Genomic DNA, 25861 nt, shown 5'->3' with positions numbered 1-25861 from the left:
CCGGCGCGGGTGGGGCAGATTGCCCCGACAGGGGCAGGATGCCCCGGGGCGAGGTGGACCCGAAGCGAGCGGACTCGGACGCGGCGGCTGGCATGTGCCGTGCTGGCCCGGAGGGTGAATGCCCTGCCCTCCCAGGTGGACTCCCGCGATGACCGCTCCTCCCGCCGCTCCCCGTGCGCTGCGCATCCTGCTGGCAGAGGACGATGACGCCATGCGTGCCCTCCTGGTGCGCGCGCTGTCTCGCGCCGGGCACACGGTGGTGGAGGTGGAGGATGGCTTCGAGCTGTCCGACTACGTCGAGATGATGGCCGGGCAGGGGGGGTCGTTGGAGCCGCCCGATGTCATCGTCAGCGACGTGCGCATGCCCGGGTGCTCGGGGCTGGAGGTGCTGGCGCGGCTGCGGCGGCGCGGGCTCACGTGCCCGGTGTTGCTCTTGAGCGCCTTCGCGGACGCGGAGACGCATGCGGAGGCCCAGCGGCTGGGCGCCCACGCGCTGCTGGACAAGCCGGTGGACCTGGACGTGCTGCGCGCCGCCGTCGTGGACGCCGGCGGCGCGGCCTGAGGACTTCAGGCGGACTTCTTCTCCTCGGCGGCGTCCTGCTCGAAGATGCGCTCCAGCTCCTCGCGCGCGCGGGCGGCCATCGCCATCAGGGCCTTCTCGTCGCGGTGGTACTGCGCCGTCTCGCGCACCATGGCCTCGTCGTACTCGCGGAAGCGGTCCACCACGCGCCGCGTCTCCGAGTAGGTGAGGCCCAGGGCCTGGAGCACGTCCTCGGCCAGCACCAGGCTGGAGTCGAACGTCTCGCGCATGAAGTGGGTGATGCCCAGCTCGATGAGCTTGTAGGCGTGCACGCGGTTGCGGGCGCGCGCGTAGATGGCCAGGTGCGGGAAGTGCTCCTTCACCGTGCGCGCGGTGCGCAGCGAGGCCTCGATGTCGTCGATGGCGAGCACGAACACCTTCGCCTTGTCCGCGCGCGCGGAGCGCAGCAGGTCCAACCGCGACGCGTCGCCGTAGAACACCTTGTTGCCGAAGCGGCGGATGAAGTCGATGTGCTCGGCGCTGGCGTCGATGGCGGTGAAGCCGATGCGCTTGGCGCGCAGCAGACGGGCCACCACCTGACCCACGCGCCCCATGCCCGCGATGATGACGGGGTGGTCTTCTTCCGGGGACACGTCGTACTCGCGCGCCGGTCCCGCGTTCGCCAGGCGCGGGCGCACCCAGCGCTCATACGCGGCGGACAGGAAGGGTGTCACGGCCATGGACAGCCCCACCACGCCCACCAGCAGGTCCGCCTGGGCGCGGTCCATCACCTGGAAGGACACGGCCAGCGAGAAGAGGACGAAGGCGAACTCGCCACCCTGCGAGATGACCACCGCGAGGCTCCACGCGGGCTCGTTCCGGCGGAAGGAGAAGCGGCCCAGGCCGTAGAGCACCAGCGCCTTCAGCGCGGTGAGGCCCAGCACCAGCCCCGTGACGAGCCACGGCCGCGCGGCGATGAGCGAGAGGTTCACCGACATGCCCACGGCGATGAAGAACAGGCCGAGCAGCAGGCCCTTGAAGGGCTCGATGTCCGCTTCCAGTTCGTGGCGGTACTCGGACTCGGCCAGGAGCACGCCGGCGAGGAAGGCACCCAGCGCCATGGAGAGGCCCACCGCGTTCACCAGCGCGGCGGTGCCCGCCACCACGAGCAGCGCGGTGGCGGTGAACAGCTCCTGGCTGTGGAACGACGCCACCATGCGGAACACCGGGCGCAGCACGTAGCGCCCCGACACCACCACCAGCGCCAGCGCGGCCGCGGCCTTCAGCCCGGTGACCCAGCCCGGCTCGGCGGAGGGCTCGGTGGAGTGGCCCAGGAGCGGCAGCAGCGCCAGCAGCGGGATGACGGCCAGGTCCTGGAACAGGAGGATGCCGAACGCGAGCCGACCGTGCTCGGTGGTGAGCTGGTTGCGCTCGGCGAGGAGCTGGAGCGCGAACGCGGTGGACGACAGGGACAGGCCGAAGCCGCTCACGAGGGCCGCGCCCGGCGGCAGGCCCAGCGCCCACGCCACGCCCGTCAGCAGGAGGCCGGTGGCCACCACCTGCGCGCCGCCCATGCCGAACACGGAGCGTCGCAGCTGCCACAAGCGCGCGGGCTGCAGCTCCAGCCCGATGAGGAACAGCAACAGCACCACGCCCAGCTCGGCCACGTGGAGGATGCTGTCCACGTCCGCGATGAGCCGCGCGCCATACGGTCCGATGACGGCCCCCGCCGCCAGATAGCCCAGCACGGACCCCAGGCCGAGCCGTTTGAACAAGGGCACGGCCACCACCGCGGCGGCCAGGAAGATGAGGGCGTGATGCAGGAAGGACATGGCCCCTCCTTCTCACGCCCACCACCGACGCGGCAACGTGGAGTGCGGCGCGGTGCCGCGTGCCCGGCGGGGTCAGAGGCTCGGCGGCGCGAGCCCGGGAAGTGGCGCGCCCGTGGAGCTGGGGCCCTGCACGGGCAGGGTGAACGTGAAGGTGCTTCCCACTCCTGGGATGCTCTCCGCGCGGATGGCGCCTCCGTGGGCTTCCACGAGTCCCTTGGCGATGGCGAGCCCCAGCCCCGTGCCCCGGCTGGCCGCGTCGCGCGCCTGCCAGTAGCGGTCGAAGATGTGGGGCAGCGCCTCGGGCGCGATGCCCGTGCCGGTGTCGCGCACGGAGAAGTCCACCTCGCCGCGCCGTGACGTCACCGTGACGGCGAGCGTGCCGCCCAGGGGCGTGAACTTGAGCGCGTTGCCCAGGAGGTTGCCGAGCACCTGGAGCACGCGACCGCGGTCGCACCGCACGCGCAGGGACTCGGGCGGCAGGTTCGCTTGCAGCAGCAGGCCCTTGGCCTCGGCGAGCGGGCGGATGGACTCCAGGGCCTCGGTGGCGAGCGCGGCGGCGGAGTGCTCGCTCGTGTCGAGCGGCAGCCGACCGGCCTCCAGCCGACCCCAGTCCAGCAGGTCCGAGATGAGCCGGGACATGCGCTCCGCGGCGTCGTGGATGCGCGCGGCCTGCTTCGCCACCGCCTCGCTCCCCGGCTTGCCCGCCGCGCCGCGCGTCAGCAGCGCCGCGCCGAGCTGCACCACGCCCAGCGGGTTCTTCAGGTCATGCGACACCACGGCGAGCAGGTCCTCGCGAGCCCGCGCGGCCCGCCGCGACTCGCCCACCAGTCGCGCGTTGTCGATGGCGAGGCTGGCGCGCAGGCACAGGTCCTCCGCCAGCGCCAGGTCGTCCGGGCCATAGCGGCGCCCGGAGTCCGAGGACACGAAGGTGACGGCGCCCAGCGTGTGCCCGCGCGCGCGCAGGGGGACAATCATGTACGAGCGCGCCTGGAGCAGCTGGAGCAGCGCGGGATGCGCGGGCTCGGCCGCGGCGGCGCGCAGGAGCGAGTCCGTCACCGCGGGCACCAGCTCGGGCTCACCCGTGCGCAGCACGCGCAGCAGTCCCACGGGGGCGTCTTCGTGCATCTCCGTGCGAGAGGGCAGCGCGCGCGCGCGCTCCTGCTGCGTGGGGTCCAGGCTGGCCACGGCCACGCGCGCCACCCAGGGCCCTTGCTCCAGCGCATCCACCAGACACCAGTCCGCCAGGTCGGGCACCGCCAGATGCGCCAGCAGCGTGTACATGCCCTGCGGATCCGGCGGGTGGGTGAACAGCGTCGTCATCGCCTGATAGAGGAACGAGCGGCGGCGCTCGGCCGTCTCCATCTCCGCTCGCGCGGCCTGCTCCACCTCCAGCGCGCGGGCGTACATGGCCTCGGCCTCGGTGAGGGGCCGCGCGGTGAGCAGCACGCGGGTAGGGGCTGTGCCATCACCGGGCAGGGGCGTGAGCAGCACGGCGTGCGGCGCGGGCCCTTGGAGCGTGGGCCAGGGCACCTCCACCGCGAGCGGGCCGCGCGAGGAGAGCGCCTGGGCGCGCGTGGCCTCCAGCGAGGCGACGGCCTGGGGCATCAGGCCCAGCTCCGCGCAGTGTCGGCCCACCACCTGCTCCACCGAGAGCCCGAGCGAGCGGGCACCCGCGAGGCTGCACGCCAGCACCCGCCCGGTGTCATCGAGCAGGAGGGCTGCGTCGGGGAGCGCGGCGAACGCGGCCTCGTAGGGAGGCGAAAGCGCGGAGGCGGACATCGGGTGGATCGTCGTGAGCACCTGATATGGACACCTCGCGAGGGCGGTGGCCATCCCGACCCGTGGCGATTCCTCCCCAGCTCTCGGCGCAGTCGACACTGCGCGCGGGGCGCTGTTCGCTAGGCGAAGGCGCGCAGGAGCCGCTCGGAGAGCTGCTCGAGAGGAAGCACCTCGTGCGCGAGGTGAGCGCCCACGACCACCCCGGGCATTCCGTAGACGACGGAGGAGGCCTCGTCCTGCGCGAGCACCCGGCCTCCCGCCTGGTGCAGCTCGCGGATGCCATCCAGTCCATCCTGGCCCATGCCCGTCAGCATGACGGCCAGCGAGGCCGCGCCATGGGTGCGCGCCACCGCGCGGAAGAGCCAGTTGGCGGACGGACGGAAGCCATGCACGGGCGCGGCGCTGGAGACCTCGGCGCGCCCGTCGGCCGTGAGGCCCAGGTGCCGGTCATCCGGCGCGAGGTAGACGCAGCCGGGGCTCAGGGGCTCGCCCGCCTCGGCCACCTTCACGCGCAGGGGCGTGGCCGTGCCGAGCCACCGCGCGAGTCCATCACCGAAGCCCAGCGCGATGTGCTGCACCACCAACACCGGCACGGGGAAGCTGGCGGGGAGCCCGGAGAGAATCTGGTACAGCGCGGCGGGCCCGCCGGTGGAGGCGGCCATGGCGACGATGGAGGGGCGCGTGGCGAGCGGAGGCGCCAGGGGCGCGGCCGCGGGGGTGACCCGGTCCGGCCAGCGGCGCACCACCTTCACCTCGGCCATGGCTCGGAGCGTGTCGCGCAGGCGGCGGCTCTCCGCGTCGAAGGACGGGGACTCGGGGCCCACGGGCTTTTGGAGCACGGCGAGCGCGCCGGCGCGCAGCGCGGCCATGGAGGTCTGGATGTCTCGCTCCACCAGCGTGGACACCACGACGACCGGCGTGGGCACGTCCGTCATGATGCGCCGGGTGGCATCCAGGCCGTCCATGCGCGGCATCTGGATGTCCATCGTCACCAGGTCGGGGCGCAGCCGCTCGGTGAGGGACACCGCCTCCACGCCGTCGCGGGCTTCGCCCACCACTTCCAGGCCGCTGTCCGCGCGGAGGATCTCCACCAGCAAGCGGCGCGCGGTGGGAGAGTCCTCGGCCACCACGATGCGCAAGGGGCTCGTTCTCATAGCAGTCGCCTCAGGGTCTCCAGCAGGCTCGTTGGGTCGAAGGCGCTCTTGACCAGATATGCGCTCGCGCCGGCGCGCAGGCCGCGCGCGCGGTCCTCCGGGCGGTCCCTCGCGGTGACGAGCACCACGGGCAGGCGCGCGAAGCGAGGGGAGCCGCGCACGGCCTCCGTCAGCGCGAAGCCATCCATCCGAGGCATCTCCACGTCGAGCACCAGCGCATCCGCCCCTCCCGCCTGGAGTCGCTCCCAGGCCTCGGCGCCGTCCACGCACGGCACCACCTCGTAGCCCGCACTCTCCAGGATGCTCAGCTCCAGCGCGCGCGTGGTGGGCGAGTCGTCCGCCAACACCACGCGGCGGCGCGCCTGCCGGGCCTGCGGGGAAGGGAAGAAGCGGTCGGGGGCCGCTCGCCCGCCCGCCGCTCGCACCAGTGACGCGGGGTTGAGCAGGAGCGCCAGATGGCCGTCCGGCAGCACCGCCGCGGCGGACACGTGGCGCGCGCGCCGCACGCGAGGCCCCAGCGGGCGCACCAACACCTCTTGCTCGGCCGTCACCCCATCCACCACCAGCGCGGCGCGCGCCGTGCCCGAGTCCAGCACCACCGCCTTGAGCCGCGCCTGCGGCGGGCTGGCGGGCAGGCCCAACAGCTCGGCCAGCGGGGCGAGCGGCACCAGCGCGCTCCCGGTCGCCCAGGTGGCGCGACCTTCGACTTCGCGGACGGATTCGGGAGACAGCCGCACCAGGCGCTCCACCGCTTCACTGGCCAGCGCGAGCGTCTGCCCTCCGGCGGAGACGAGCAGCACCCGCACGGTGCTCAGCGTGAGGGGAACGTCGAGCAGGAAGCGCGTGCCCACGCCCGGTTGGAACGTCACCGCCACGCCGCCGCGCAGCGCCTCCACCTGCGCACGCACGACATCCAGCCCCACGCCTCGGCCCGAGACCGCCGTCACCTGGGCGGCGGTGGACAGGCCGGGGAGGAAGACGAGCCGCGCGGCTTCCGCGTCGTCCTCGGGGACAGGGAGACCTCGGGCGCGGGCCCGCTCGCGCAGCGCGCGCAGGTCGAGTCCACGGCCATCGTCCTCCACCTCCACCACCACGCGATTGCCGCGCAGTTGCGCGCCGAGCACGATGCGGCCCTCCTCGGGTTTGCCCGCGCGTCGCCGCTCCTCGGGGGGCTCCAAGCCGTGCGCCACCGCGTTGCGCACGAGGTGCAGCAGCGGTTCGCGCAGGGACTGGAGCAGCGAACGGTCCAGCTCCAAGGAGCCGCCCTGCACCTCCAGGCGCACGCGCAGCCCTCGGTCATGCGCCACGTCGCGCGCGGCGCGCTCCAGGCCCGTGCAGCCTTCCTCGAAGGGGAGGGTGCGCGCACGGCGGACCTCGTCGTCGAGACCCGCGGCGGCCTGCCCCAGGAGTCGTTGATCCGCGGCGAGTGTCCGAGCCACGCGCGTCAGCTCGGACTCCGCGCGCCGCAGCACGGGCTCGGCGGGAGTGCCGCGCACGGCTTCGCGCAGTCCGGTCAGTTCCTCGCGCAGCGAGTCCAGCGGCTCGGCGCGCCCTTCCAAGCGCAGCGTGGCCACCCGCAGCTCTCCGCTGCGCGCGAGCAGGGCATCCAACTTCTGGGCGGACACTCGAACGGGCAGCGCCTCGGTGACCGGGGCCTGCGTCGGGGACCCAGGCTCCGCGGCGGCGCGGCCCGATGGCGACGAAGGCGTTGAACCAGGTGCTGGCGAAGGCCCTGGACCTGAGGCGGGCACGGGTGCTCGGGCCGCCCCGGGAGCCGCGGCGGTGAAGGGCTCATTCGTGGCCGCTTCCAGCCGAGGCACGAGCGCCTCCAGCTCCGAGCCGCCCAATTCCTCTCGTGCGGCGAGCTTGCGGCCCGCGTCATCCAGCGCGTCCACCGTGGCGAAGCACAGCTCAAAAATCTCCGGCGTGGGAGCGCGTCCGCGCTGGAGTGTGCCCAGCAGCTCCTCCATGCGATGACAGGCGGTCTCCACCAGCGGCGCGCTGGCGGCCCGCGCCGCGCCCTTCACGCTGTGCAGCGTGCGCATCAATCCGGAGACGAGCGTCTGCGCCTCGGGCGCGGCGGGGGCTTGCTCCAGCGCGAGCAGGTCGCGGTTGAGCGACACGACATGACCCTCCAACTCCTCGAGGAAGGAGTTGAGCAGCGCTTGGGCCAGCCGGTCGCGGTCCATCCTCAGCGCCCGTATTCGCCCAGGAGCCCCTTGAGCTTCTGGCCCATGGCGTTGATGTCCTGGAGCGCGCGCTCCGTCTGGCGCGACGACGTGAGGCCTTGCTGCGTGGCCTGGTTCACGTCGTGCATCGCCTGACGTATCTGCCCGATGCCAGTGGCCTGCTGGTTCGCGGACGCGGCGATCTGCGCGGCCGTGAGCGACGCCTGCGTGAGCAGATCCGACAGCGCCTGGATGGTGGCGCCTGCCTCCGTGACGACGCGGGTGGCCGAGGCCACGCTCTTGGTGCCCTCCTCGGTGGTCATCACCGCGCCGTGCGTGGCCTTCTGGATCTGCCCGAGAATCTGGCGCACCTGCGCGGTGGCCTTCTTGGACTGGTCCGCGAGCGCCTTCACTTCGGACGCGACCACCGCGAAGCCTCGCCCGTGCTCGCCGGCACGGCTGGCCTCGATGGACGCGTTGAGCGCGAGCATGTGCGTCTGCTCGGAGATGTCCGTGACGGTGGTGATGATGTCGCTGATGGCCTGGGCCTGCTCGGCGAGGGCGAGGATGCGCGAGGCGATGGACTCCACCTGCTCCCGCACGCTGCCCATGGAGGAGACGGCCTCCTCCACCGCGCGCCGACCCGAGCGGCCCACCTCGTCCGAGTGCCGAGCCGTGTCGCTCACCGCGCGCGCCCGCCCGGCGGCTTCCTCGGACGTCTTGGTGATTTCCTCGATGGTGCTCACCGTCTCCGTCACCGCGCTGCTCTGTTCCTGCGCGCCCGCCACCTGCTCGGTGGTGCTGGCGAGGATCTCCGCGCTGGTGCTGGCGAGCTGATTCACGAACTCGGCCACTGTCTTGAGCGTGTGCTCGCGCTCCTCGGACTGTCGCGCGAGCTGCACCTCCGACTGCTGACGGCGATCCGCCATGGCGTTGAAGGCGCCCGCCAGGTCCGCCATCTCGTCGTGGCGCTTGAGGTCGATGCGGTGCGAGAGCTGTCCCCGGCCGAGCTGCTCGGCGCCCTCGATGAGCTGGCGCAGTGGGTGGGTGATGCTCCGGGTGGTGAGGATGCTGCCCGCGATGACGATGGCGAGCCCCAGCAGGGTGCACACGGCGAGCACCGCCAGCGTCTGCTGCGCGGTGTCGCTGGCCGCCTCCGCGTGGGAGTCCCAGCGTGCCTGCTCCGTCTCCTGGAGTTCGGCGATGACGCGACGAATCTCTTCCATGAGGGCCCGGCCCCGCCCGTCGCGGACCGCGGCGCTGGCGGCCTCCTCGCCTTTGTCGCGGCGCAGGCGGATGGTCTCCTCCAGCTCGCCCAGCTTGCTGGCCACCAGCGGCTCCAGCCGGCCCATGCGCGCGCGCTGCTCGGGATAGCTGGACAGCGCGGCGCGCAGGCGGTCCAGGTCCTGGCGCAGCTCGGCCAGGGCCTGTTGATACGGCTGGAGATAGGAGTTGTCGCCCGTGAGGAGGAACCCTCGCTGGCCTGTCTCCGCGTCGATGAGCAGCGCTCGCAGCTCGCGCAGGTTGCGGAAGTTGTCGTGGGCTTCGAGCAGCCCCTGCGTGGTGCGCGTGAGCTGCCGGGCGCCGAGGAAGGCGGTCGCGCACACCACCAGGAGGACCAGCATGCTCAGGCCGAAGCCGAGCCTGATGCGATTTCCGATGGTCATGGGGCTCCTTCGTCGGACAGCTCGAAGACGAGGCGGTCGTCCTCCAGCAGGGCATCTCCCGCGAGCATGAGCGTGCCGTCCGCGAGGGCACCGGCCACCCACGGCCCGGCCTCCTCGACCAGTCGCGCGGGCGGCGACAGGAGGTTGTCGGAGGCGAGGCGAGACACGGTCTCGACCTCCTCGGTGCGCAGCACCAGCTCGGCTCGCGAGGTGCCCAGCACGAGCAGGGGACCGCGGGGCGCGGAGGGCTGTCGTCCGAACAGCGGGGCCAGCTCCACCACGGGCAGCACCTCGCCGCGCAGCAGCGTGAGGCCGCGCAGGAGGGCTGGCGCGCCCGGGAGGGGAATCACCTCGGGTTCGCGCACCACTTCCAACACGAAGTGAGAGGCCAGCAGATAGGCCTGGCCGGCGCTCTGGAAGCGCACCACTTCCCGCAACGAGCCGGGGGCCGGAGGCGGAGTCGCGGGCCGCGCCAGCTCGCGGGCTCGCGCGTCGAGCCGCGCCCGAGCCTCCGCCTCGGTGAGCGCATCGGGAGACTCGGCGCAGCGGATGAGTCGCTCGACGCGCGCCCGCGCAGCTTCCCAATCGATGCCGGACGCGCGGGTCATCCGATGCCTCCATCGGTGTCAGGCGTCAGTCGCTGTCGCTCGGCGCGAGCCACCTCCGCCAGTCGCCCCGCGCGCTCGCCCTCGCCCAGCGGGACGGGGCTGTCTGGCGGCAGCCTGCGACAGAGCGCCTCGGCTTCACCGTAGGCGCGCGCGGCGGAAGCCGTGTCTCCCTCTTGTCGGAGCACGTGCCCCAGCAGGAGCTGAGCCACGGCCAGTCCCGGCTCCAGGTACAGCGCTTGTCGCGCGGTCCGCTCCGCGTCAGCGAGTCGCCCTTCGCCCAACAGCAGCAGGGCCTCCTGGTAGCGGAGTCCCGCGGTGAGCGGGTGACGCCGGGTTGCTTCGCCGCACGCGTAGAGCGCGGCCTGCGGATTGAGGTTGGCCAGGGCGCGCACCGCGAGCATCGCGCGCGTGGGGTCCTCGTCGAGCGCCCCTGTCCTGCGCGCCGCCTCGCGCCAGTCGCCCCGGTCGAGTGCGCGGCGCGCGCTCGCGAGCGCATCGGAGTCGAGCCGCGGCGGCTTCGGCTCCTCGGGCGGTGGAGGCGGGACGGGCGGCGGCGCTGGCGCCAGCGCGGGGGCACGAGGCGGGACGTAGGCGGGAGGGTCGGGCGGTGGTGCGGGAGCCACGACGGGCACGGCGTGCGGGATGGCGGTGCGCGCGAGGGGCCGGCGGTACAGCACGCCCCAATCCGTCAGCACGGGCTCCAGCGGCACGATGTTCGACAGGGGCGGATCCGACGGACCGGTGATGAGGTATCCGCCCTCCGCCAGCGAGTCGTGGAGCCGGCGCGCCACCGCCTCGACGGTGGGCCGGTTGAAGTAGATGAAGACGTTGCGGCAGAAGATGACGTCCAGTCGCCAGACGTCGCTGCCGGGCGAGGGCCACGTGTCCACCGCGAGGTTGAGATAGGCGAAGCGCACGTGTCGGCGCACGTCGGCGGACAGCGTGAAGGCGCGTGCCTCGTGGCTGAGATAGGGCCGCATGCGCTCCGCGGCGGGGCCTCGCAAGGACCACTCGCCGTAGCGAGCCAGCCGCGCGCGGGCCAGCGCGACCCGCGAGATGTCCGTGGCATAGACAGACATGTGCTCGGCCCAGCCCTCGGTCATGAGGAGGACGGCCATCGAGTACGCCTCCTCGCCCGAGGCGCAGGCGGCGCTCCAGAAGCGCGCGGTGTGCTCCGGGCCCAGGCGCTCGCGCAGGTCGGGCAGCACCACCCGGCGCAGGTACTCGTAGTGCTCGGGCGTGCGGAAGAAGTACGTCTCGCCGACGGTCAGCTCGCCGAGGAGGTCATCCAGCGCGGCGGGGTCCTCCTCCAAGCGTTGTCGATACACCACCAGGTCCGTCAGCCCCGTGCGTGCCAGCGCGCGCTGGATGCCCTCCTCGGCGGCGGCGGGACAGCTCGGCGGCGCGAGCCCCGCGCGCTCCTCCACCAGGTCGAGCACGGCGGCGTAGTCCGGATGGAGCGGTGGGCCCACGCTCATGCGGACTCCGGCGGGGCCGCGAGCGCCGCGTCGAGCTGGAGCGACTCGGCCTCGGTGAGGAACGCACGCGGGTCGTGCACCAGCACCATCCCATCCGGCAGCTTCGCGACGCCCGCCACGTAGCCCACGCCCGGGAGCGCGTGCGGCGAGCCGTCCCACTCACCGGGCGCGAGGGCATGGAAGCCCTCGGCGCGATCCACGCGCATCACGAAGCGGCGAGGACCGGCGCGCACGACGATGAAGTGGTCCTGGGGCGACAGCGCACGCGCGGGGCGGCGGAAGCGGCGACGCAGGTCGAGCACGGGCAGCACCTCGCCGCGCAAGTCGAGCAGGCCCTCCACCACATCCGGCGCGCGAGGCAGGGCCGTGAGGCTCGCGGCGCGGACGATTTCGCGCACGTCCTCGGTGGGCACTCCGCAGCGCTGGCCATCCAGGATGAACACCAGCACCTCGCGCGGACCCGCCTCCGGAAAGGGATTCATGGGTGGGTATCGCAAGCGGGTGGGGGAAGTGCCGCTCGTGACGCGCGGGGTGTCATCCAGTGAGCGAAGGCCCGGGTCATGGCGGGGGCGCGTCCGGTGGAACGTGGACGTCCGGACCGCGCGGCGGTCCCGCCAGGGGCAGCGTGACGGTGAAGGTGGAGCCTCGGCCCGGCGTGCTCGCCACGGAGATGTGTCCGCCCAACGCCTCCACGAGCTGGCGGGTGATGAACAATCCTAGCCCCAGGCCGCCGTAGTGGCGGCTGGAGACGGCGCGCTCGAAGCGCTCGAAGATGCGCGGCGCGTCCTCGGGCGCGATGCCGATGCCGCGGTCCTCCACTTCCAGCCACGCGTGAGCGCCGTCGCCATCCACGCGCACGTCCACGGGCGCGCCGTGGCCGTACTTCAGCGCGTTGGACAGCAGGTTCGTCACCACCTGCTCCAGCCGAAGCCGGTCCCAGTGTCCGCGCACGCCCGGGCTCGCGCGCACGGTGAGGCGCACGTCGGTGCCCTGGGCCTCGGCCTCGAAGCGCCGGGCCAGCTCGCGCACGACCTCACCCAGGTCCAGCGATTCGAGCTGCAGCTCCATGCGCCCGCGGGTGATGCGAGACAAGTCCAGGAGGCTGTCCATGAGCTGGGACAGGCGCGCGGTTTGTCGCGCGCACGTGGCCACGCCGCGTGCCACGCGCTCGGTGTCCAGGGGCGCGCCCGGGCCGAGCTGTCGCTGGAGGAGCTGGAGCTGGAGCTGGAGGGACGTGAGCGGCGTGCGCAGCTCGTGCGCCGCGATGCCGAGGAAATCGTCGCGCAGGTGGACCGCGCTCTCCGCGGCCTGCGCGAGGCGACGCTGCTCGGCGGTGGCCGCCTCCGCGCGTGTTTGAGCCCGGGCTTGCGCGCGGGTGACCAGGCACAGCAGCAAGGTCAGCAGCAGCCCGCTGCCCAGCACCACCCACTGCTGAGAGCGCGCGCCCAGTCCCGCGTAGCCGGACGGCGCGGTGAAGCGCAGCGTCCAAGAGCGCCCGGCGATGTCCACCGTCACCACGCGTTCCATGCGCGAGGCATGGGGCGGCGGCGGACGGGGCGTGGACTGGAAGAGGAGGGGCCCTGTGTTCGCGACGGTGCCGTCATGGATGTCCAGCGCGAGCGTGCCCGCGGTGGGCACCGGGAAGCGCAAGGCCTGGATGAGTTCGCGCGCGTGGAAGGGCGCGTAGATGAAGCCGCGCAGGGTGCGCCGTCGCGCCTCGACGGTGGTGGGCGAGGGCGGCACGTAGAAGGGGACGACGAGGTCGAAGCGCGCTTCGGAGTCGTCATCGCTGAGGAAGGGAGGCAGCGGGCCGCTGGCGGCGGGCTCGCCCGTGTCTCTCGCGCGCGCCAGGGCCTCTCGCCGAGTGGGCTCGGCCATCAGGTCCGTGCCGAGCGGAAGGGGGGCCGCAGCTCCGAGCGGCTCCATGTACAGCAATGGGGCGTGGCCCTCGGTCCACGGCGCGTAGCCGATGCCCTGGAGGCCGGGGTTGCGCTCTCCCAGCTCCAGGCTGTGGACGTACTGGTGGAACTCGCCGGGGTCTACCTGGTGGCTGCTGGCGAACAGGGAGCGCACGCCGAGCAGTGCGGCCTGATGGGTGTCCATGCGCTGCTGGATGCGCGAGGTGCCCTCGGTGACCGCGTCCTCGAAGCGGCGCTGACGGCGCTCCGTGATGGCGCGGTGCACGTAGGTCGTGGCCACGGTGGTGACCAGCAGCCCCACCAGCAGGGCGCAGAGGGTGGCCGCGTTGTGGCGCAGGGGCATGGGCAGCCGGGAGGACACAGGAGGGCCTCTCCAGCATGAACAGCCAGCCCGGGTCCGCCGAGTCCCGGTGCGGCATTTCCCGCCCGGCCTGTCCGCCACTGGAAAGGACGGGGACGGGTTGCATCGAGGGGGCCATCCGAGCATCGATGCGGCCCATGGTTCGGCACGTCATCGTCGTCGGAGCAGGGCCGGGCGGGCTGTCGGCCGCCCTCAACCTGGCGGGTCAGGGGCTGCGCGTCACCGTGGTGGAGAAGGACGCGGTCCCAGGCGGGCGCATGCAGGGACTGAGATTGGGCGCGCAAGGCGAGTACGCGCTCGACACGGGTCCGTCCATCCTCCAGCTCCCCGGCGTGCTGGAGCAGATGTTCCGGCGCGCGGGCAAGCGACTGGAGGACTACGCGCGGCTGGTGCCGGTGGACCCCAACACGCGGGTGCACTTCTGGGATGGGACCCACCTGGACACCTCCCGAGACCTGTCGCGCATGGAGGCGGAGCTGGCGCGCTTCGGTGCCCAGCAGCCCCAGGCGTTGCGGAGATGGATGGCGGAGGGCCGCGAGAAGTACGCCGTGGCCTACGAGAAGTTCATCTGCACGCACGCGGAGGACCTGGGCTACTACGCGCCCTGGCGGCTGGCGCCCACGCTGCGCTTCAAACCCTGGCAGACGCTGTACCGGCACCTGGATGGTTTCTTCCACGATGACCGGCTGACGTATGCGCTGTCGTATCCGTCGAAGTACCTGGGGCTGCACCCCACCACGTGCTCGTCGGTGTTCAGCGTGATTCCTTTCATCGAGCTGGCCTTCGGCGTGTGGCACGTGGAGGGAGGCTTCCGCGAGCTGGCGCGAGGGATGATGCGCTGTGCGCAAGACCTGGGCGCCACGTTCCGATTGGGCACGGCGGTGGAGCGCGTGCGCGTGGAGGCGGGGCGCGCGGTGGGCGTGACGCTGGCGGACGGCACGAGGCTGGATGCGGATGCGGTGGTGATGAACGCGGACCTGGCCTACGCGGCGAAGTCACTCGTCCCCGCCGAGGCGCGCGAGGGCGGTCGCTTGTCCGACGCCACGCTGGAGAAGGCGAAGTACTCGTGCAGCACCTTCATGGCGTACTACGGGCTCGACCGCGCCTATGCGGACCTGCCGCACCACCTCATCTACCTGTCGGAGAGCGCGCGCCGCACGGACCGGGACGCGCTGGAGGACAGGCACGTGGACGTGGAGGACCCGTCCTTCTACGTGTGCAACCCGGGAGTGACGGACGCGTCGGGCGCGCCCGCGGGCCACTCCACGCTGTACGTGCTGGTGCCCACGCCCAACACGTCGCGTCCGGTGGACTGGAAGCAGACGGAGGCCACGCTGCGCGAGCGCATTCCAGACATGCTCGCCAAGGTGGGGCTGAAGGACGTGCGTCGGCACGTGCGCGCGGAGCGCTACTTCACCGCCGAGACGTGGCGTGACGACTTCCATGTCTTCCGAGGCGCGGTGTTCAACCTGTCCCATACGTGGGGGCAGCTCGGGCCGCTGCGTCCGCGCGTGAAGGACGCGAGCGTGGAGGCGCTGTATTGGGTGGGCGGAGGCACGCACCCGGGCAGCGGACTGCTCACCATCATGGAGAGCGCGAACATCGCCGCGGACTACCTCACGCGCGCGGCGGGACAGGGCTCCTTGCCGGGCTGGCCCTATGTCCCGCCGCTGGAGGATGCGTCCGCCTCGGGTGCGCCGGAACAGCTCGCGGGTGTCCGTTAGCGTGGGGGTTCGGAGTCAGGGCGGGGGAAGCAGCGTGCGCTGAAACCAGTCGCGGAGCGTGGCGACGTCGGCGCGGGTGCTCAGGCTCGGCGCGCAGACGAAGTGATAGGTCTCGCCGCGAAGGGTCTCGGCGAATGGCTGGCACAGGAGGCCCGTGGCCAAGGCGTCCGCGACCAGGAGCAGGCTGACGATGACGACGCCCTGTCCCGCGAGCGCGGCCTGGACCGCGTGCAGGCTGTCCGTGAAGCGCAGACCCGCCTCGGTGTTCACTCCCGTGACGCCGGCCTCGGCGCACCAGCGTGCCCAGGTGGGCGGGGGCTTGGGGACGCGCTGCCCATCGATGTGGAGGAGTCTGGCGCGGCGCAGGTCGCTGGCGCGCGTGAGCTTCAGCCGAGGGCTGCACACGGGGGCGAAGGTGTCGCGCTTCAGCGCCACGGCCTCGGTTCCAGGGAAGGGCCCCTTGCCGTAGCGGATGGCCACGTCGACCTCGCCCGCCCTCAATGAGACGGGTGCGTCACCGGCATGGAGTCGGAGCTCGACCTCGGGCAGGAGGCGGCGGACCGCATCGAGACGCGGAACCAACCACTGGCTCAAGAAGCCCGGAGTGGAGGAGAGCGTCAGCGTGGCCGGCGTCGGTCCCCGTCGCAGGCGGGACACGACTCGGCTGATGTCCGAGAAGCCCGTGGTGGTCGCCTCGTGCAGCTCCGCGCCCGCGGGCGTCAGGGACACCGCGCGAGGTGTCCGGTCGAGCACGCGCACACCCAGGTAGTCCTCGAGCTGCCGAATCTGGTGGCTGATGGCCGTGGGCGTCACGAACAGCTCCGCGGCGGCGGCCTTGAAGCTGGCGTGGCGAGCCGCCGCGTCGAAGGCACGCAACGCGTTCAAGGGAGGAAGCTCGTACGGAGGCATGCTGAATCCAGCTCATCTTCAAGGTGAGAACTTCGCTTTTGCCGTGTCACAGGGCCCTCATTACCTTTACCCGGGCCCGAGCAAGGTGAGCCTAGCTCATCTCCCCATCAAGGAACGACGCATGCCATCGCTGACCGCAGGGTTGATTGATGTGTTCGCGGATACGCCGTTGAGTGGCAATCCCCTGGCGGTGGTCGAGGGCGCGGATGCCCTGCCTGATGACACGCTTCGGAGCATCGCGCGTGAGTTCAATCAAGCGGAGACGACCTTCCTCCTGAGGAGCACGCGAGCGGATGCGAAGCTGCGCTCGTTCACGGCGAGCGGCGTGGAGATTTTCGGGGCGGGACACAACGCGCTCGGAGCGTGGCTGTGGCTCGCGGAGCGCGGCGCGCTCGGGCCGCTGGAAGCTCCCAAGACCTTCCAGCAGGAGCTCGGCGCGGAGGTGCTGCCCATCACACTCGAAGCGCGCGCGGGTCGCATTCACGGACGGATGAAGCAATCCCCGCTGCGGCAGTCACCGCCGCTCGGGAACGTGGGGCCGTTGGCCGAGGCGCTCGCCCTGTCCGTCGCGGACGTGCTGACGCATCCCGCGCCCCGGGTCGCGAACACGGGGGCGGGCCACCTCCTGGTGCGCGTGCGGGATGCTGGGACGGTCGACCGTGCTCGGCCCGCGAGCGACAAGCTGCTCGCGGTGCTGGCGTCAGCGGGAGCCGAGGGTTGCTATGTCTATGCATTCGACCCGGCCGCGCCCGGGACGGCCTATGCGCGCTTCTTCAATCCCACGGTGGGGCTGTGGGAGGACGCGGCGACGGGCACGGCCGCGGGGCCGCTGTGTGCCTCGCTGGGCGCGGAGGGGCTGCTGGCGGCGGACTCGACCCTGGTCGTCGAGCAGGGCGTGCACCTGGGGCGGCGCAGCTTGCTGCACGTGCGCCTGACGCCGGAGCCTGAAATCTCCGGCTTCGGTGTCGTGGTGATGCGCGGATGGCTCACCGTGGGCTGAGCCCCTGGATGGAATGGAGGAGGACGCAATGAATCACGACGACGAACGGTACCTGGGCCGGGCGATAGAGATTGCCGCGAAGGCGCGCGCGGGAGGAGACGCACCCTTCGGCTCCCTGCTCGTGGACCGGGACGGGCGTGTGCTCAGGGAGGCGCACAACACGGTGCTCCGCGACCGAGACATCACGGCGCACCCGGAGCTGAAGCTCGCGAAGTGGGCCGCGCACGAGCTGCCCAAGGACGTGGCGGCGGGGTGCACGCTGTACACGAGCTGTCAGCCCTGTGGCATGTGCACCGGAGCCATCGACCGCTCGGGCATTGGCCGGGTCGTGTATGCCCTCTCCTCGGAGCAGTTGATTCGACTGAAGCCCTCGGGTGACTTCCCCAAGGTCCCGCAGGAGGGGCCGGCGCTGTTCGAGGCCGCGCGCGTCCCCGTCGAGGGCTACTACCGCTGAGCGGTGGGAGGTCTCCGGGAGGTTGTCATCCCGTGCCGCGCTTAGACGTACCGCTCGGCCAGTCGGGAGACTTGCCCGGTGGCCTGGGACACGGCGGTGGCGGCCTCCTGCGTGGTGCCGAGCTGCCGCAGTGTCTCCGCCATCAGGTCATCCAGCTCGCGCACGGCGATGAAGAGCTGATCCACGCCCGCGTGCTGCTGTCCCACGGCCTCGGCGATCTGCCGCACCGCGCTCGCCGCGTCCAACGCCAACGCGATGAGTTCACGCAAGCGCTCGCCGCTGAGACGCAAGGGCCCGAGCGCGGCCTCGACTCCCTGCGCGCTCCGGTCCGCCTGACTGACCGCCGCGCCCGTGGCGTCCACCATGCCCTCCAGCAACCCGCGCACCTGCCCTGTCGCGCGGATGGACTGGTCCGCCAGCTCGCGCATCTGTCGCGCCACCACGCCGAAGCCTCGGCCCTGCTCGCCCGCGCGGCTCGCCTCGATGGCCGCGTTGATGGCCAGCATGTGCGACTGGTCCGCCAGCGACTTCACCAGCTCCGACACGCGGCCCACCTCGCGCGCCCGGTTCCCCAGGTCGCTCACCTGCTGGTGCAGCCCCGCGGTGATGTCTCGGATGTCGGCCAGGCCCTTCTCGGTGCCCGCCAGCGCCTCCTCGCCCATCTTCCCCAGCGACGCCGCGCGCTCGGCCACCTGGAGCGTGTTGCGCGCTCGCGCCGAGGCCACGTTCGACATCTGCTGAATCTCCTGCGCGGTGGCGCGCGCCTGATGCAGCGCCGCGGCCTGTCGCGACAGCGTGCGGTTCTGCTGGTCGCTCGCCTCGGTCAGCCGCGAGCCGGCCCGAGCCAGGTGCCCCGCCGAGGAGCTCAGCGACCGGGGCAGCTCCTGGAGCCGCTCATAGAGCATCCACGTGCGAGCGGACAGGTCGCCCAGCTCATCCGTGGACACCCACTGCGGCGGCGTGGCGCGGCCCTCCACCAGCGCCTCCAGCGATGCGCCCACCGCTCGCGCGCCCGTGGCCAGCCGTCGCGCCGCCCACGCGGCGGTGAAGATGGAGCCCAGCGCCGCGAAGCCGCCCAGCATCGCCACGGGCGTCGCGAGGTCCGCCTGGAGCGGCTGGATGCTCGCGCGCACGCGCGCCGCGCCCTGCCCATCCCGAGACAGCTCCAGGTCCCGCGCCAGCGAATCCAGGCTGCGCTCCAGGCGCAGCTCCATGGTCACGATGCTGGTGATGCACGTGACGAGCAGCGCGGAGACGACCAGCGCCGGCAGGAACCAGCTTTGCCGAGGCAGGAGCAGGCCCTGGCTCGCGGGGCGCTCGTGCGGCGCGCGGCGGAACGCCTCCAACGTCACCGGCGCCAGCGTGCGCTCGTAGAGCATGTACAGGATGGGCGCGCTGAAGAGGCCCGCGCTCATCGCCACCGCCACGCCCACCAGCACCACCATGGGCTGCCGGTCCAACGCCACGCCAATGGCACCGTTGAAGAAGATGCCGCCCACGAACCAACCGACCTGCGCTTCCCCGAAGGCGAGCACCGCGGGCAGGCGCATCAGCCGACCCAGCCGCGCGCCTTCCTGCCCCGGCTCCTCACGCAGCGCGCGCCGCAAGAGCACGCCCACCGCGCCAATGGGCACCACCAACGCCAGGCCGCCAATCACGATGGGCGTGACGACGCCCAGCACGAAGCCCAGCATGCTGCTGTCGATGTCCAGGAGCTGGGTATCAACGTAGATGGCGGGAGCGACCGCCACCGTGACGACGAGGGTGCGCAAGAGCAGCAGCCGGAGGAGCAGCGCGCCGGAAGAGTCGTTCGAGGAGGTCGTCATCTTGTAGGTCGAGCGGAACGCTCCCAAGCCTGAGCGGGAAGCGAGAGTCCGTCAACGAGCCAGGTCGGATCGAGGTGCGGGAAGTCCCTACTCTCCGGGGCTATCTGGGAGGAGGACGGCCAGCCAGGAGACGGGGGTCTGTCACGAGCAGTGAGGGTGCCCAGGGTGACGAGGGGAACCCATCCCCAAAAGGAGGCCCGCCATGGGCGAGCTGTTCGACAAGGCGAAGGGGAAGTTGAAGGAGGCCGCTGGTGCCCTCACCGGCGATCGCAAGCTGGAGGCCGAGGGCAAGGCCGACAAGGCCAAGGGCGACATCAAGGGCAAGTTCGAGGATGCCAAGAGCGCCGTGAAGGACGCGGTGGACTCGAACGCGCCACGCAGAGGTGAACCGTAGCGTCCCCGAGTCCCGCGCGAGCCCGCGCCCAGTCAGGGCGTCCTGGGCTCGCGCTGGGGCCTCATCGCTTCGGTGTCCCCGGGGGGCATGCCACCTCGAGGAACGTGGTGGACTTGCCGCTGACCATCACCCACAGGCAGCGCAGCACACACGCGACGCCGAACTCCCGGTAGATGAGCCCCAGGTGGGTGACCACCTCTCGTCCGGTGATGACACCGCGCATCGCACCGCCCCCTTGCGTCCCTGCAGCCAACCGGACACCCGCCGAACCGTCGTGTGTCGCGCCGCCCCCTTTGCAAGCAGCTGGCCGGGCCTTGGCGGCTCGGCGGGCGCTCGGTGTCCTCCGCGTGACAGCCCAACACCGCCATCCGCCGTCATCTCGTGCGCGAGGGTCTGGGCGCAGGTGCGTGGGGGCGCGCGGAAGGCGGGAATTCTTACAGGCGTCCCGTCCATCCGGTGACGCACGGGGCAGGGGCTCGCTGCGCATGGAGGCTTGTCCGCTCGGAAGCAGAGGGCCCGCGCGAGCCCTGGGCTCCTTGCTCGGGGCGTTCGATGTGCGACCCAGGGCGCTCGCGGGCACTACTACTTGAGGGAGAGGGGGTTTCCACATGCGGCCACACGAGACACTCAGGGGAAGCAAGCCACTGCTGTTGGCGGGTCCCACGCGTGGCCAGCGGGGCCTGTCCCGCGTGGTGGTGGGGATGGACTTCTCGCTGGGCTCCGAGTTCGCGCTGGCGAGGGCGTTGCGGCTGCCGCTCGGACACGGCGCCACCTTCAGCGTGCTGCACGCCAGTCCGCCGCTGGATGGGCGGAACGGGCCGGATGGCACGCTGCCCTCGGACCGCTGCCTGCGCCGCGCCGTGGCGTCGGCGTGCCGGCGGCTGCGCGGTCGGTTGGACGTGGAGGTGTGCGAGGCGGCGCGTCAGGGCGAGCCCGCCGAAGTGGTGGCGGCGCTGGCGGACGAGCTGGGCGCGGAGCTGGTGGTGGTGGGCCGGCCGCACGTGACGTACCCGGTGCGCGAGCTGGCGATGGACGCGTTGGTGCGCCGGCTCGTGCGGCGGGTGGGCACGTCGGTGCTGGTGGTGGTGCCGCATCCCGCGCGCGCGTATCAGCGGCCGTTGGTGGCGGTGAACTTCTCGCGCGAGTCCCGCCGGGCGCTGGAGCTGACGCTGCGCCTGTGTCCCTCCTCGGCGGTGGTGGATGTGTTGCACGTGGTGGATGCGCGCGAGGAGGAGTCGGCCCTGGATGAGAGCGGCTCGCGGGCCGAGCGGCGCCTGCTATTGCGTCAGGAGCGCGAGTCCGCGGCGCGCGCGGCGCTCGTGCGCTTCCTGGCCCCGTATCGCGAGATTGGCCGCACGCTCCAGCTTCGCGTGCGCTGGGGCGAGCCCTCCGAAGGCATCCTGGCCGAGTCCCTGGACCAAGGCTCGGATCTGCTGGCCCTGGGCATGTCCTCGGCCGAGGCGCGCACGCCGATGACGGAGCGGGTGCTGGCGCGCGCGCCCTGCGATGTCCTGGTCTCGCGGCACCTGCGCTCCTTGGCGCGTCCGGGAGAGGGGGGCCTGGAGGACCTCACCGGAACGCCGCACGCGTGACGCCAGCACGCGGCGCGGGACAGAGGGGCGCGTTATGAGAGGGGACCTTGTCTCCTCCATCCGCACCCCGCCCGCCGACACCCATCTGGGCCCGCATGAAGAACGCGGGCAGCCTCTTCAAACAGCTCCCCGGGACGTTCCACCTCTTCTGGCAGGCGAGTCCGCGTCTGGCGGTGGGGCTGGGCGCGCTGACGCTGGTGGCGGCGCTCTTGCCCGCGAGCATCGCGTGGGTGGGCAAGCTCATCGTGGACACGGTGGTGGCGGCCTCGCGCGGAGATGTCGCGGCGCACGAGCGGGTGTGGGGGCTGGTGGCGCTGGAGTTCGGGCTGATGGTGGGCTCGGCCATCATGGACCGGGCGCTGAACCTCACGCGCGAGCTGCTGCGAGCCAACCTGGGCAACCTGCTGAGCGAGCGGATCCTCCAGAAGGCGCTGGAGTTGGAGCTGCGGCACTTCGAGGACTCGGACACCTACGACAAGATGCAGAACGCGCGGCGCGAGGCGAACAGCCGGCCGCTGTCGCTCGTGATGCAGGCGTTCGCCATCGTCCGCAACCTCATCACCCTGTCCACGTATGCGGTGTTGCTCGTCTCGCTGTCGCCGTGGAGCGTGGGTGTCCTGGTGGCCGCGTCCATCCCCGCCTTCATCGCCGAGGCGCGTCTGGCGGCCGAGGGCTTCCGGCTCTACTCGTGGCGCGCGCCCGAGGGCCGCAAGCTCAACTATCTGGAGTGGATCCTCACGCGCGACAGCCACGTGAAGGAAGTGAAGCTGTTTGGCCTGGGGCCGCTGGTGCTGGGGCGCTACCGGACGCTGTTCCAGAAGTTCTTCGATGAGGACCGGGCGCTGTCGGTGAAGCGCATGGCCTGGGGTCTGGGATTGGGCCTCTTGTCCCTGGGGGCCTTCTACGGTTGCTATCTCTTCGTGGCGGGGCGGGCGGCGTCGGGCGGCATCACCGTGGGAGACATGGTGCTGTACTTGTCTGTCTTCAGACAGGGACAGGCGTCGTTCCAGGGCATCCTGACCAGCGTGGGGTCCATGTATGAGGACGCGCTCTTCATGACCAACCTGTTCGCGTTCCTGGACATCCCTACGGGCGGCGAGTCGCCTCGGGTGTTGCCGGCGGTGTCTCCTCCGCGAGCGCGGCGCAATGCCATCGAGCTGAAGGACGTGTCGTTCCGCTATCCGGGGAAGGACGCGTGGGCGCTGCGCGATGTGTCACTGAAGCTGGAGCCCGGGCAGAAGCTGGCGCTGGTGGGCGAGAACGGCGCGGGCAAGAGCACGCTGGTGAAGCTGCTGTTGCGCCTGTACGAGCCCACGCAGGGCGACATCGTCTATGGCGGGGTGAACCTGAAGGACATGGACGTGGAGGACCTGCGCACGCGCTTCGGGGCCGTGTTCCAGGACTTCGTGCGCTACCAGTTCAACGTGGCGGAGAACATCGGGCTGGGGCACGTGCCGGCGCTGGAGGACCGCAACCGCATCGTGCGAGCGGCGGAGCAGGGCGGGGCGAACACGGTCATCGCCGGGCTGCCCGGCCAGTACGACACCATGTTGGGCGGCTGGTTCGAGAAGGGACAGGAGCTGTCCGCGGGGCAATGGCAGAAGCTGGCGGTGGCGCGGGCCTTCATGCGCGAGGACGCCGAGGTGCTCATCCTGGACGAGCCCACCGCGAGCATCGACGCGGAGGCCGAGCACGCGCTCTTCGAGCGGTTCCAGGCGCTGGCGGCGGACCGAATCGCCATCGTGATTTCACACCGCTTCTCCACGGTGCGGATGGCGGATCAGATCGCCGTGCTGCACAACGGCCGGGTGGACGAGCTGGGCAGCCACGATGAGCTGATGGCGCGCAACGGGCGCTACGCGCACCTGTTCCACCTCCAGGCGCGGGGCTACCGGGACTGAGGGGCGGAGTCCTCGGGCTTGGGCAGGTGGTCGCGGATGACGCCCAGCCAGTAGGCCTTGCCGTAGTACTGGCTCATCTTGCCCAGGAGGGTGCCGTTCTTGAACAAGAGGAACGTGGGGATGCCGAAGAGGCCGAAGCGGCGGGCCAGCTCCTCTTCCTGGTAGGCGTTGACCTTGACGACGCGCATCCGGGCGCCGTCCAGCTCGGACAGCAATTCGGGCTCGGCCTCGGCGTAGATGTCGCAATTGGGGCAGCCGTCGCCCCAGAAGTCCACCACGACCAGCTCGTCGCGGGGTTCCAGGACCAGTCGGTCGAAGGTCTCGGTGGTGGCGTCGTAGCGCGCGGGAGGTGCCATGGCGGGTGCCTAACGGGAGGGCGGGCGCGCTTCAACCCTCGGGCTTGGGGCGCCGGCCGGGGCTGGGGCGGGCGGCCGGGCGCTGGGAGGTGCGCCGAGCCGGGGCCAAGGGAGCCGGGATGGAGGGGCCCGCCGAGTCAGGTTGACCAGGTATGTCTGGGTGGGGGCGGGAGAAATCGCAACCTGGGGGCCGCGAGACGCGCTGCGCGAAAGGGCGCGGGCGCCATAAGGTGTATCGCGCAGGGGCTGATGTCGTGGAGGGGTCATGCACGAGTGGTTGGAGGCACTTCGGAAGTCGGCGAAGACAGCGTCATCGGGCGTCCTCGCGGAGGAGATCCGCCGCGCCGAGACAGAGTGTGGTGTCCCGTTCCCCGAGGAGCTGGCGGACCTGTACCTGTCCATCAACGGCGGTGAGTTCCTGGGCGAGGTGAACCTCTACGTGCTGCACGGCGACGAGGGTGCGCCGAGCGTGCTGGAGAAGACGCGCCTCAAGCTCGTGGGGCTGCCGGCGGCGGGCGTGTGGCGTATCGGCGTGAAGGGGCAGCACCGGCATCTGTTCGGCGCGCGCAAGTCGGCGATGGTGGAGCAGGGGGACGGAGGCGGCCCGCTGCCGGGCTGGATGGACGCGCTGGAGGCAGACGACTGGGTCTACGGCACGTGGGACACCGAGAAGAAGGAGATGCGGCTGTACCGCTCGTTGAAGGGCATGTTGGAGGTGCTCATCCCTCCCGCCGAGGTGGAGAGCTTCGGTGAGCGCACCTTCGCGCGAGCGATGAACGCGGTGTTGCAGGGCGCGTTGTCGGGGCTAGAGGCCGCGGAGGAGGAGTCGAGCCTTCGCGAGGAGCCGCGCGTCGTCTACGACGAGGACGAGCAGGCGTCGCGAGAGGCGGTAGAGGCCGGAGACATGGCGGCCGAAGGGATGCGGGTGAAGCGAGTCGCGGAGCCCAAGCGACCCCTGCCGCCCCCGTCCAAGCCCCGAGTGCCCAAGGCCCGCAAGCCCGAGCCCACCCCTGCTCCTGAGCCAGTCAGCGCCTCGGAGCCCAAGAAGCCCCAGGACACCGAGGCACCGGCACCCGTCGCCGCGACGGAGGCCGTGCCCGAGAAGAAGGCCCCCGCGGCGAAGACGGCCGCCAAGAAGGCCCCGGAGCCGAAGGAGGCCCCGGTCCAGGTCGACGCGTTCGAGACGTCCGTGTTTGAGAAGAGCACGGTCTCCGCGAAGGCCGAGGGCGCCAAGGCGACCGCGAAGCCAGCGGGTGACAAGGCCAAGGCCACTACGTCCACGCAGGCGGTGATGACCACGGTGTTTGAGAAGCCGTCGGCCGCGCCCGCCAAGGCGGCAGGAAGCAAGGCCACGGTGTCTGGGAAGCCGTCGGCTGCGCCCGCCAAGGCGGCAGGACGCACGGTGTCTGAGAAGCCATCGGCCGTGCCCGCCAAGGCGGCAGGAAGCAAGGTGTCGACGAAGCCGGTCGTTGCGCCCGCTGTGGTGGTGGGAGGCAATGCCGCCAAGAAGTCCGTCGCTGCGCCAGCGAAGCCGTCGGTCGTGTCTACGAAGTCAGTGGGAAGCACGTCGTCGGTAACGCCCGCCGCGCCAGCGAAGCGAGGTGCGACCAAGGCTGCCACGGCGAAGGCTGGGGCATCGGTCAATGCCGCCGCGAAGAAGGCTGGTGGCAAGGCCGCGACGAAGGCGCCTGGGGTGAATGCGCCCGTGACGAAGAAGTCCGCGAGCAAGACAGCGGCGAAGAAGCCCGCGAGCAAGGTCGTGGCGAAGCAGTCCACAGGTAAGGCCACGGCGAAGAAGCCCACAGGCAAGCCCGTCACGAAGAAGCCCGCGAGCAAGGTCGTGGCGAAGAAGTCCACGGGTAATGCCACGGCGAAGAAGCCCACAGGCAAGCCCGTCGCGAAGAAGCCCGCGAGCAAGGTCGTGGCGAAGAAGTCCACGGGTACTGCCACGGCGAAGAAGCCCACAGGCAAGCCCCTCGCGAAGAAGCCCGCGAGCAAGGTCGTGGCGAAGCAGTCCACGGGTAAGGCCACGGCGAAGAAGCCCACAGGCAAGCCCCTCGCGAAGAAGCCCGCGAGCAAGGTCGTGGCGAAGAAGTCCACGGGCAAGACCGCCGCGAAGAAGCCCGCGAGCACGAAGTCGCCTGCGAAGAAGACTGGCGCGAGTCGGCGTCGTTAAGTTCCGTGCAGCGGAAGCTCAAGGCCACGGCATGCACAATGCC

Annotated in this window: 21 protein-coding genes; 8 read left to right on the top strand and 13 right to left on the bottom strand. The window is 71.5% G+C overall.

The genetic code is table 11. From position 1 onward, the window contains the following. The first annotated feature begins 148 nt into the window (after positions 1-148). The gene (locus JGU66_23250; GenBank protein MBJ6763698.1) at positions 149-562 is read left to right on the top strand and encodes a response regulator; all 414 of its coding nucleotides are present in this window, start codon (positions 149-151) and stop codon (positions 560-562) included. Positions 563-567: 5 nt separating this feature from the next. Here the strand turns inward: JGU66_23250 and JGU66_23245 are convergent, their stop codons facing one another. The 9 genes from JGU66_23245 to JGU66_23205 form a co-directional block, all read right to left on the bottom strand. Continuing rightward, complete coding sequence (locus tag JGU66_23245) at positions 568-2352, bottom strand: cation:proton antiporter (GenBank protein ID MBJ6763697.1); 1785 nt, start codon at positions 2350-2352, stop codon at positions 568-570. A 72-nt stretch (positions 2353-2424) separates the two neighbouring features. Then, the gene (locus JGU66_23240; GenBank protein MBJ6763696.1) at positions 2425-4131 is read right to left on the bottom strand and encodes a GAF domain-containing protein; all 1707 of its coding nucleotides are present in this window, start codon (positions 4129-4131) and stop codon (positions 2425-2427) included. A 119-nt stretch (positions 4132-4250) separates the two neighbouring features. Further along, positions 4251-5285, bottom strand: a complete 1035-nt coding sequence (gene cheB / locus JGU66_23235; protein MBJ6763695.1) for a chemotaxis-specific protein-glutamate methyltransferase CheB — start codon at positions 5283-5285, stop codon at positions 4251-4253. Beyond that, positions 5282-7474, bottom strand: coding sequence for a response regulator (locus JGU66_23230; protein ID MBJ6763694.1), 2193 nt, complete (start codon positions 7472-7474; stop codon positions 5282-5284). The genes cheB and JGU66_23230 overlap by 4 nt, the downstream gene beginning before the upstream one ends. Before the next feature lie 2 nt (positions 7475-7476). Next, on the bottom strand, positions 7477-9120 hold the full coding sequence (locus tag JGU66_23225; protein MBJ6763693.1) for a methyl-accepting chemotaxis protein: 1644 nt from the start codon (positions 9118-9120) through the stop codon (positions 7477-7479). Next, positions 9117-9728 carry a chemotaxis protein CheW gene (locus JGU66_23220; protein ID MBJ6763692.1) on the bottom strand — a complete coding sequence of 204 codons (612 nt, stop codon included), beginning with the start codon at positions 9726-9728 and terminating at the stop codon, positions 9117-9119. Before JGU66_23220 ends, JGU66_23225 begins: the two co-directional genes overlap by 4 nt. Next, entirely contained in the window at positions 9725-11206 is a 1482-nt protein-coding gene (locus tag JGU66_23215) for a chemotaxis protein CheR (GenBank protein ID MBJ6763691.1), read from the bottom strand. Before JGU66_23215 ends, JGU66_23220 begins: the two co-directional genes overlap by 4 nt. Further along, positions 11203-11688 (bottom strand): purine-binding chemotaxis protein CheW, encoded by a 486-nt coding sequence (locus JGU66_23210; GenBank protein ID MBJ6763690.1) that lies wholly within the window; start codon positions 11686-11688, stop codon positions 11203-11205. The genes JGU66_23215 and JGU66_23210 overlap by 4 nt, the downstream gene beginning before the upstream one ends. A 76-nt stretch (positions 11689-11764) precedes the next feature. After that, complete coding sequence (locus JGU66_23205) at positions 11765-13468, bottom strand: CHASE domain-containing protein (protein MBJ6763689.1); 1704 nt, start codon at positions 13466-13468, stop codon at positions 11765-11767. 155 nt (positions 13469-13623) lie between these two features. Here JGU66_23205 and crtI point away from each other — a divergent pair, with 155 nt between their 5' ends. Then, entirely contained in the window at positions 13624-15210 is a 1587-nt protein-coding gene (crtI, locus tag JGU66_23200; GenBank protein ID MBJ6763688.1) for a phytoene desaturase, read from the top strand. Positions 15211-15225: 15 nt separating this feature from the next. Here the strand turns inward: crtI and JGU66_23195 are convergent, their stop codons facing one another. Next, a complete protein-coding gene (locus JGU66_23195) occupies positions 15226-16119 on the bottom strand; it encodes a LysR family transcriptional regulator (GenBank protein ID MBJ6763687.1) in 894 nt (297 codons plus the stop codon). A 121-nt stretch (positions 16120-16240) separates the two neighbouring features. Between JGU66_23195 and JGU66_23190 the strand changes: the two genes are divergently transcribed. Together JGU66_23190 and JGU66_23185 are read left to right on the top strand one after the other, a co-directional pair. Further along, positions 16241-17119: a PhzF family phenazine biosynthesis protein gene (locus JGU66_23190; GenBank protein MBJ6763686.1), complete on the top strand. Its 879-nt coding sequence runs from the start codon at positions 16241-16243 to the stop codon at positions 17117-17119. Between the two features lie 28 nt (positions 17120-17147). After that, complete coding sequence (locus JGU66_23185; GenBank protein MBJ6763685.1) at positions 17148-17573, top strand: nucleoside deaminase; 426 nt, start codon at positions 17148-17150, stop codon at positions 17571-17573. Between the two features lie 41 nt (positions 17574-17614). On the opposite strand, the gene JGU66_23180 is transcribed toward JGU66_23185, so the two are convergent. Beyond that, positions 17615-19399, bottom strand: a complete 1785-nt coding sequence (locus tag JGU66_23180; protein ID MBJ6763684.1) for a methyl-accepting chemotaxis protein — start codon at positions 19397-19399, stop codon at positions 17615-17617. A gap of 202 nt (positions 19400-19601) precedes the next feature. On the opposite strand from JGU66_23180, the gene JGU66_23175 reads away from it, so the two are divergent. Continuing rightward, entirely contained in the window at positions 19602-19793 is a 192-nt protein-coding gene (locus JGU66_23175) for a CsbD family protein (GenBank protein MBJ6763683.1), read from the top strand. A 61-nt stretch (positions 19794-19854) separates the two neighbouring features. Here the strand turns inward: JGU66_23175 and JGU66_23170 are convergent, their stop codons facing one another. After that, positions 19855-20016: a hypothetical protein gene (locus JGU66_23170; protein ID MBJ6763682.1), complete on the bottom strand. Its 162-nt coding sequence runs from the start codon at positions 20014-20016 to the stop codon at positions 19855-19857. A 385-nt stretch (positions 20017-20401) separates the two neighbouring features. Between JGU66_23170 and JGU66_23165 the strand changes: the two genes are divergently transcribed. Further along, a complete protein-coding gene (locus JGU66_23165) occupies positions 20402-21385 on the top strand; it encodes a universal stress protein (GenBank protein ID MBJ6763681.1) in 984 nt (327 codons plus the stop codon). Positions 21386-21480: 95 nt separating this feature from the next. After that, a complete protein-coding gene (locus JGU66_23160; GenBank protein ID MBJ6763680.1) occupies positions 21481-23286 on the top strand; it encodes an ABC transporter ATP-binding protein in 1806 nt (601 codons plus the stop codon). Here JGU66_23160 and JGU66_23155 read toward each other — a convergent pair. Beyond that, positions 23274-23642: a thioredoxin family protein gene (locus JGU66_23155; GenBank protein ID MBJ6763679.1), complete on the bottom strand. Its 369-nt coding sequence runs from the start codon at positions 23640-23642 to the stop codon at positions 23274-23276. The genes JGU66_23160 and JGU66_23155 overlap by 13 nt on opposite strands. A 265-nt stretch (positions 23643-23907) precedes the next feature. Between JGU66_23155 and JGU66_23150 the strand changes: the two genes are divergently transcribed. Next, complete coding sequence (locus JGU66_23150) at positions 23908-25818, top strand: hypothetical protein (protein MBJ6763678.1); 1911 nt, start codon at positions 23908-23910, stop codon at positions 25816-25818. Positions 25819-25861 lie beyond the last annotated feature (43 nt).

Source organism: Myxococcaceae bacterium JPH2 (assembly GCA_016458225.1).
Taxonomy (GTDB): Bacteria; Myxococcota; Myxococcia; order Myxococcales; family Myxococcaceae; genus Citreicoccus.
This window is presented reverse-complemented; position numbering and strand designations above follow the sequence as displayed.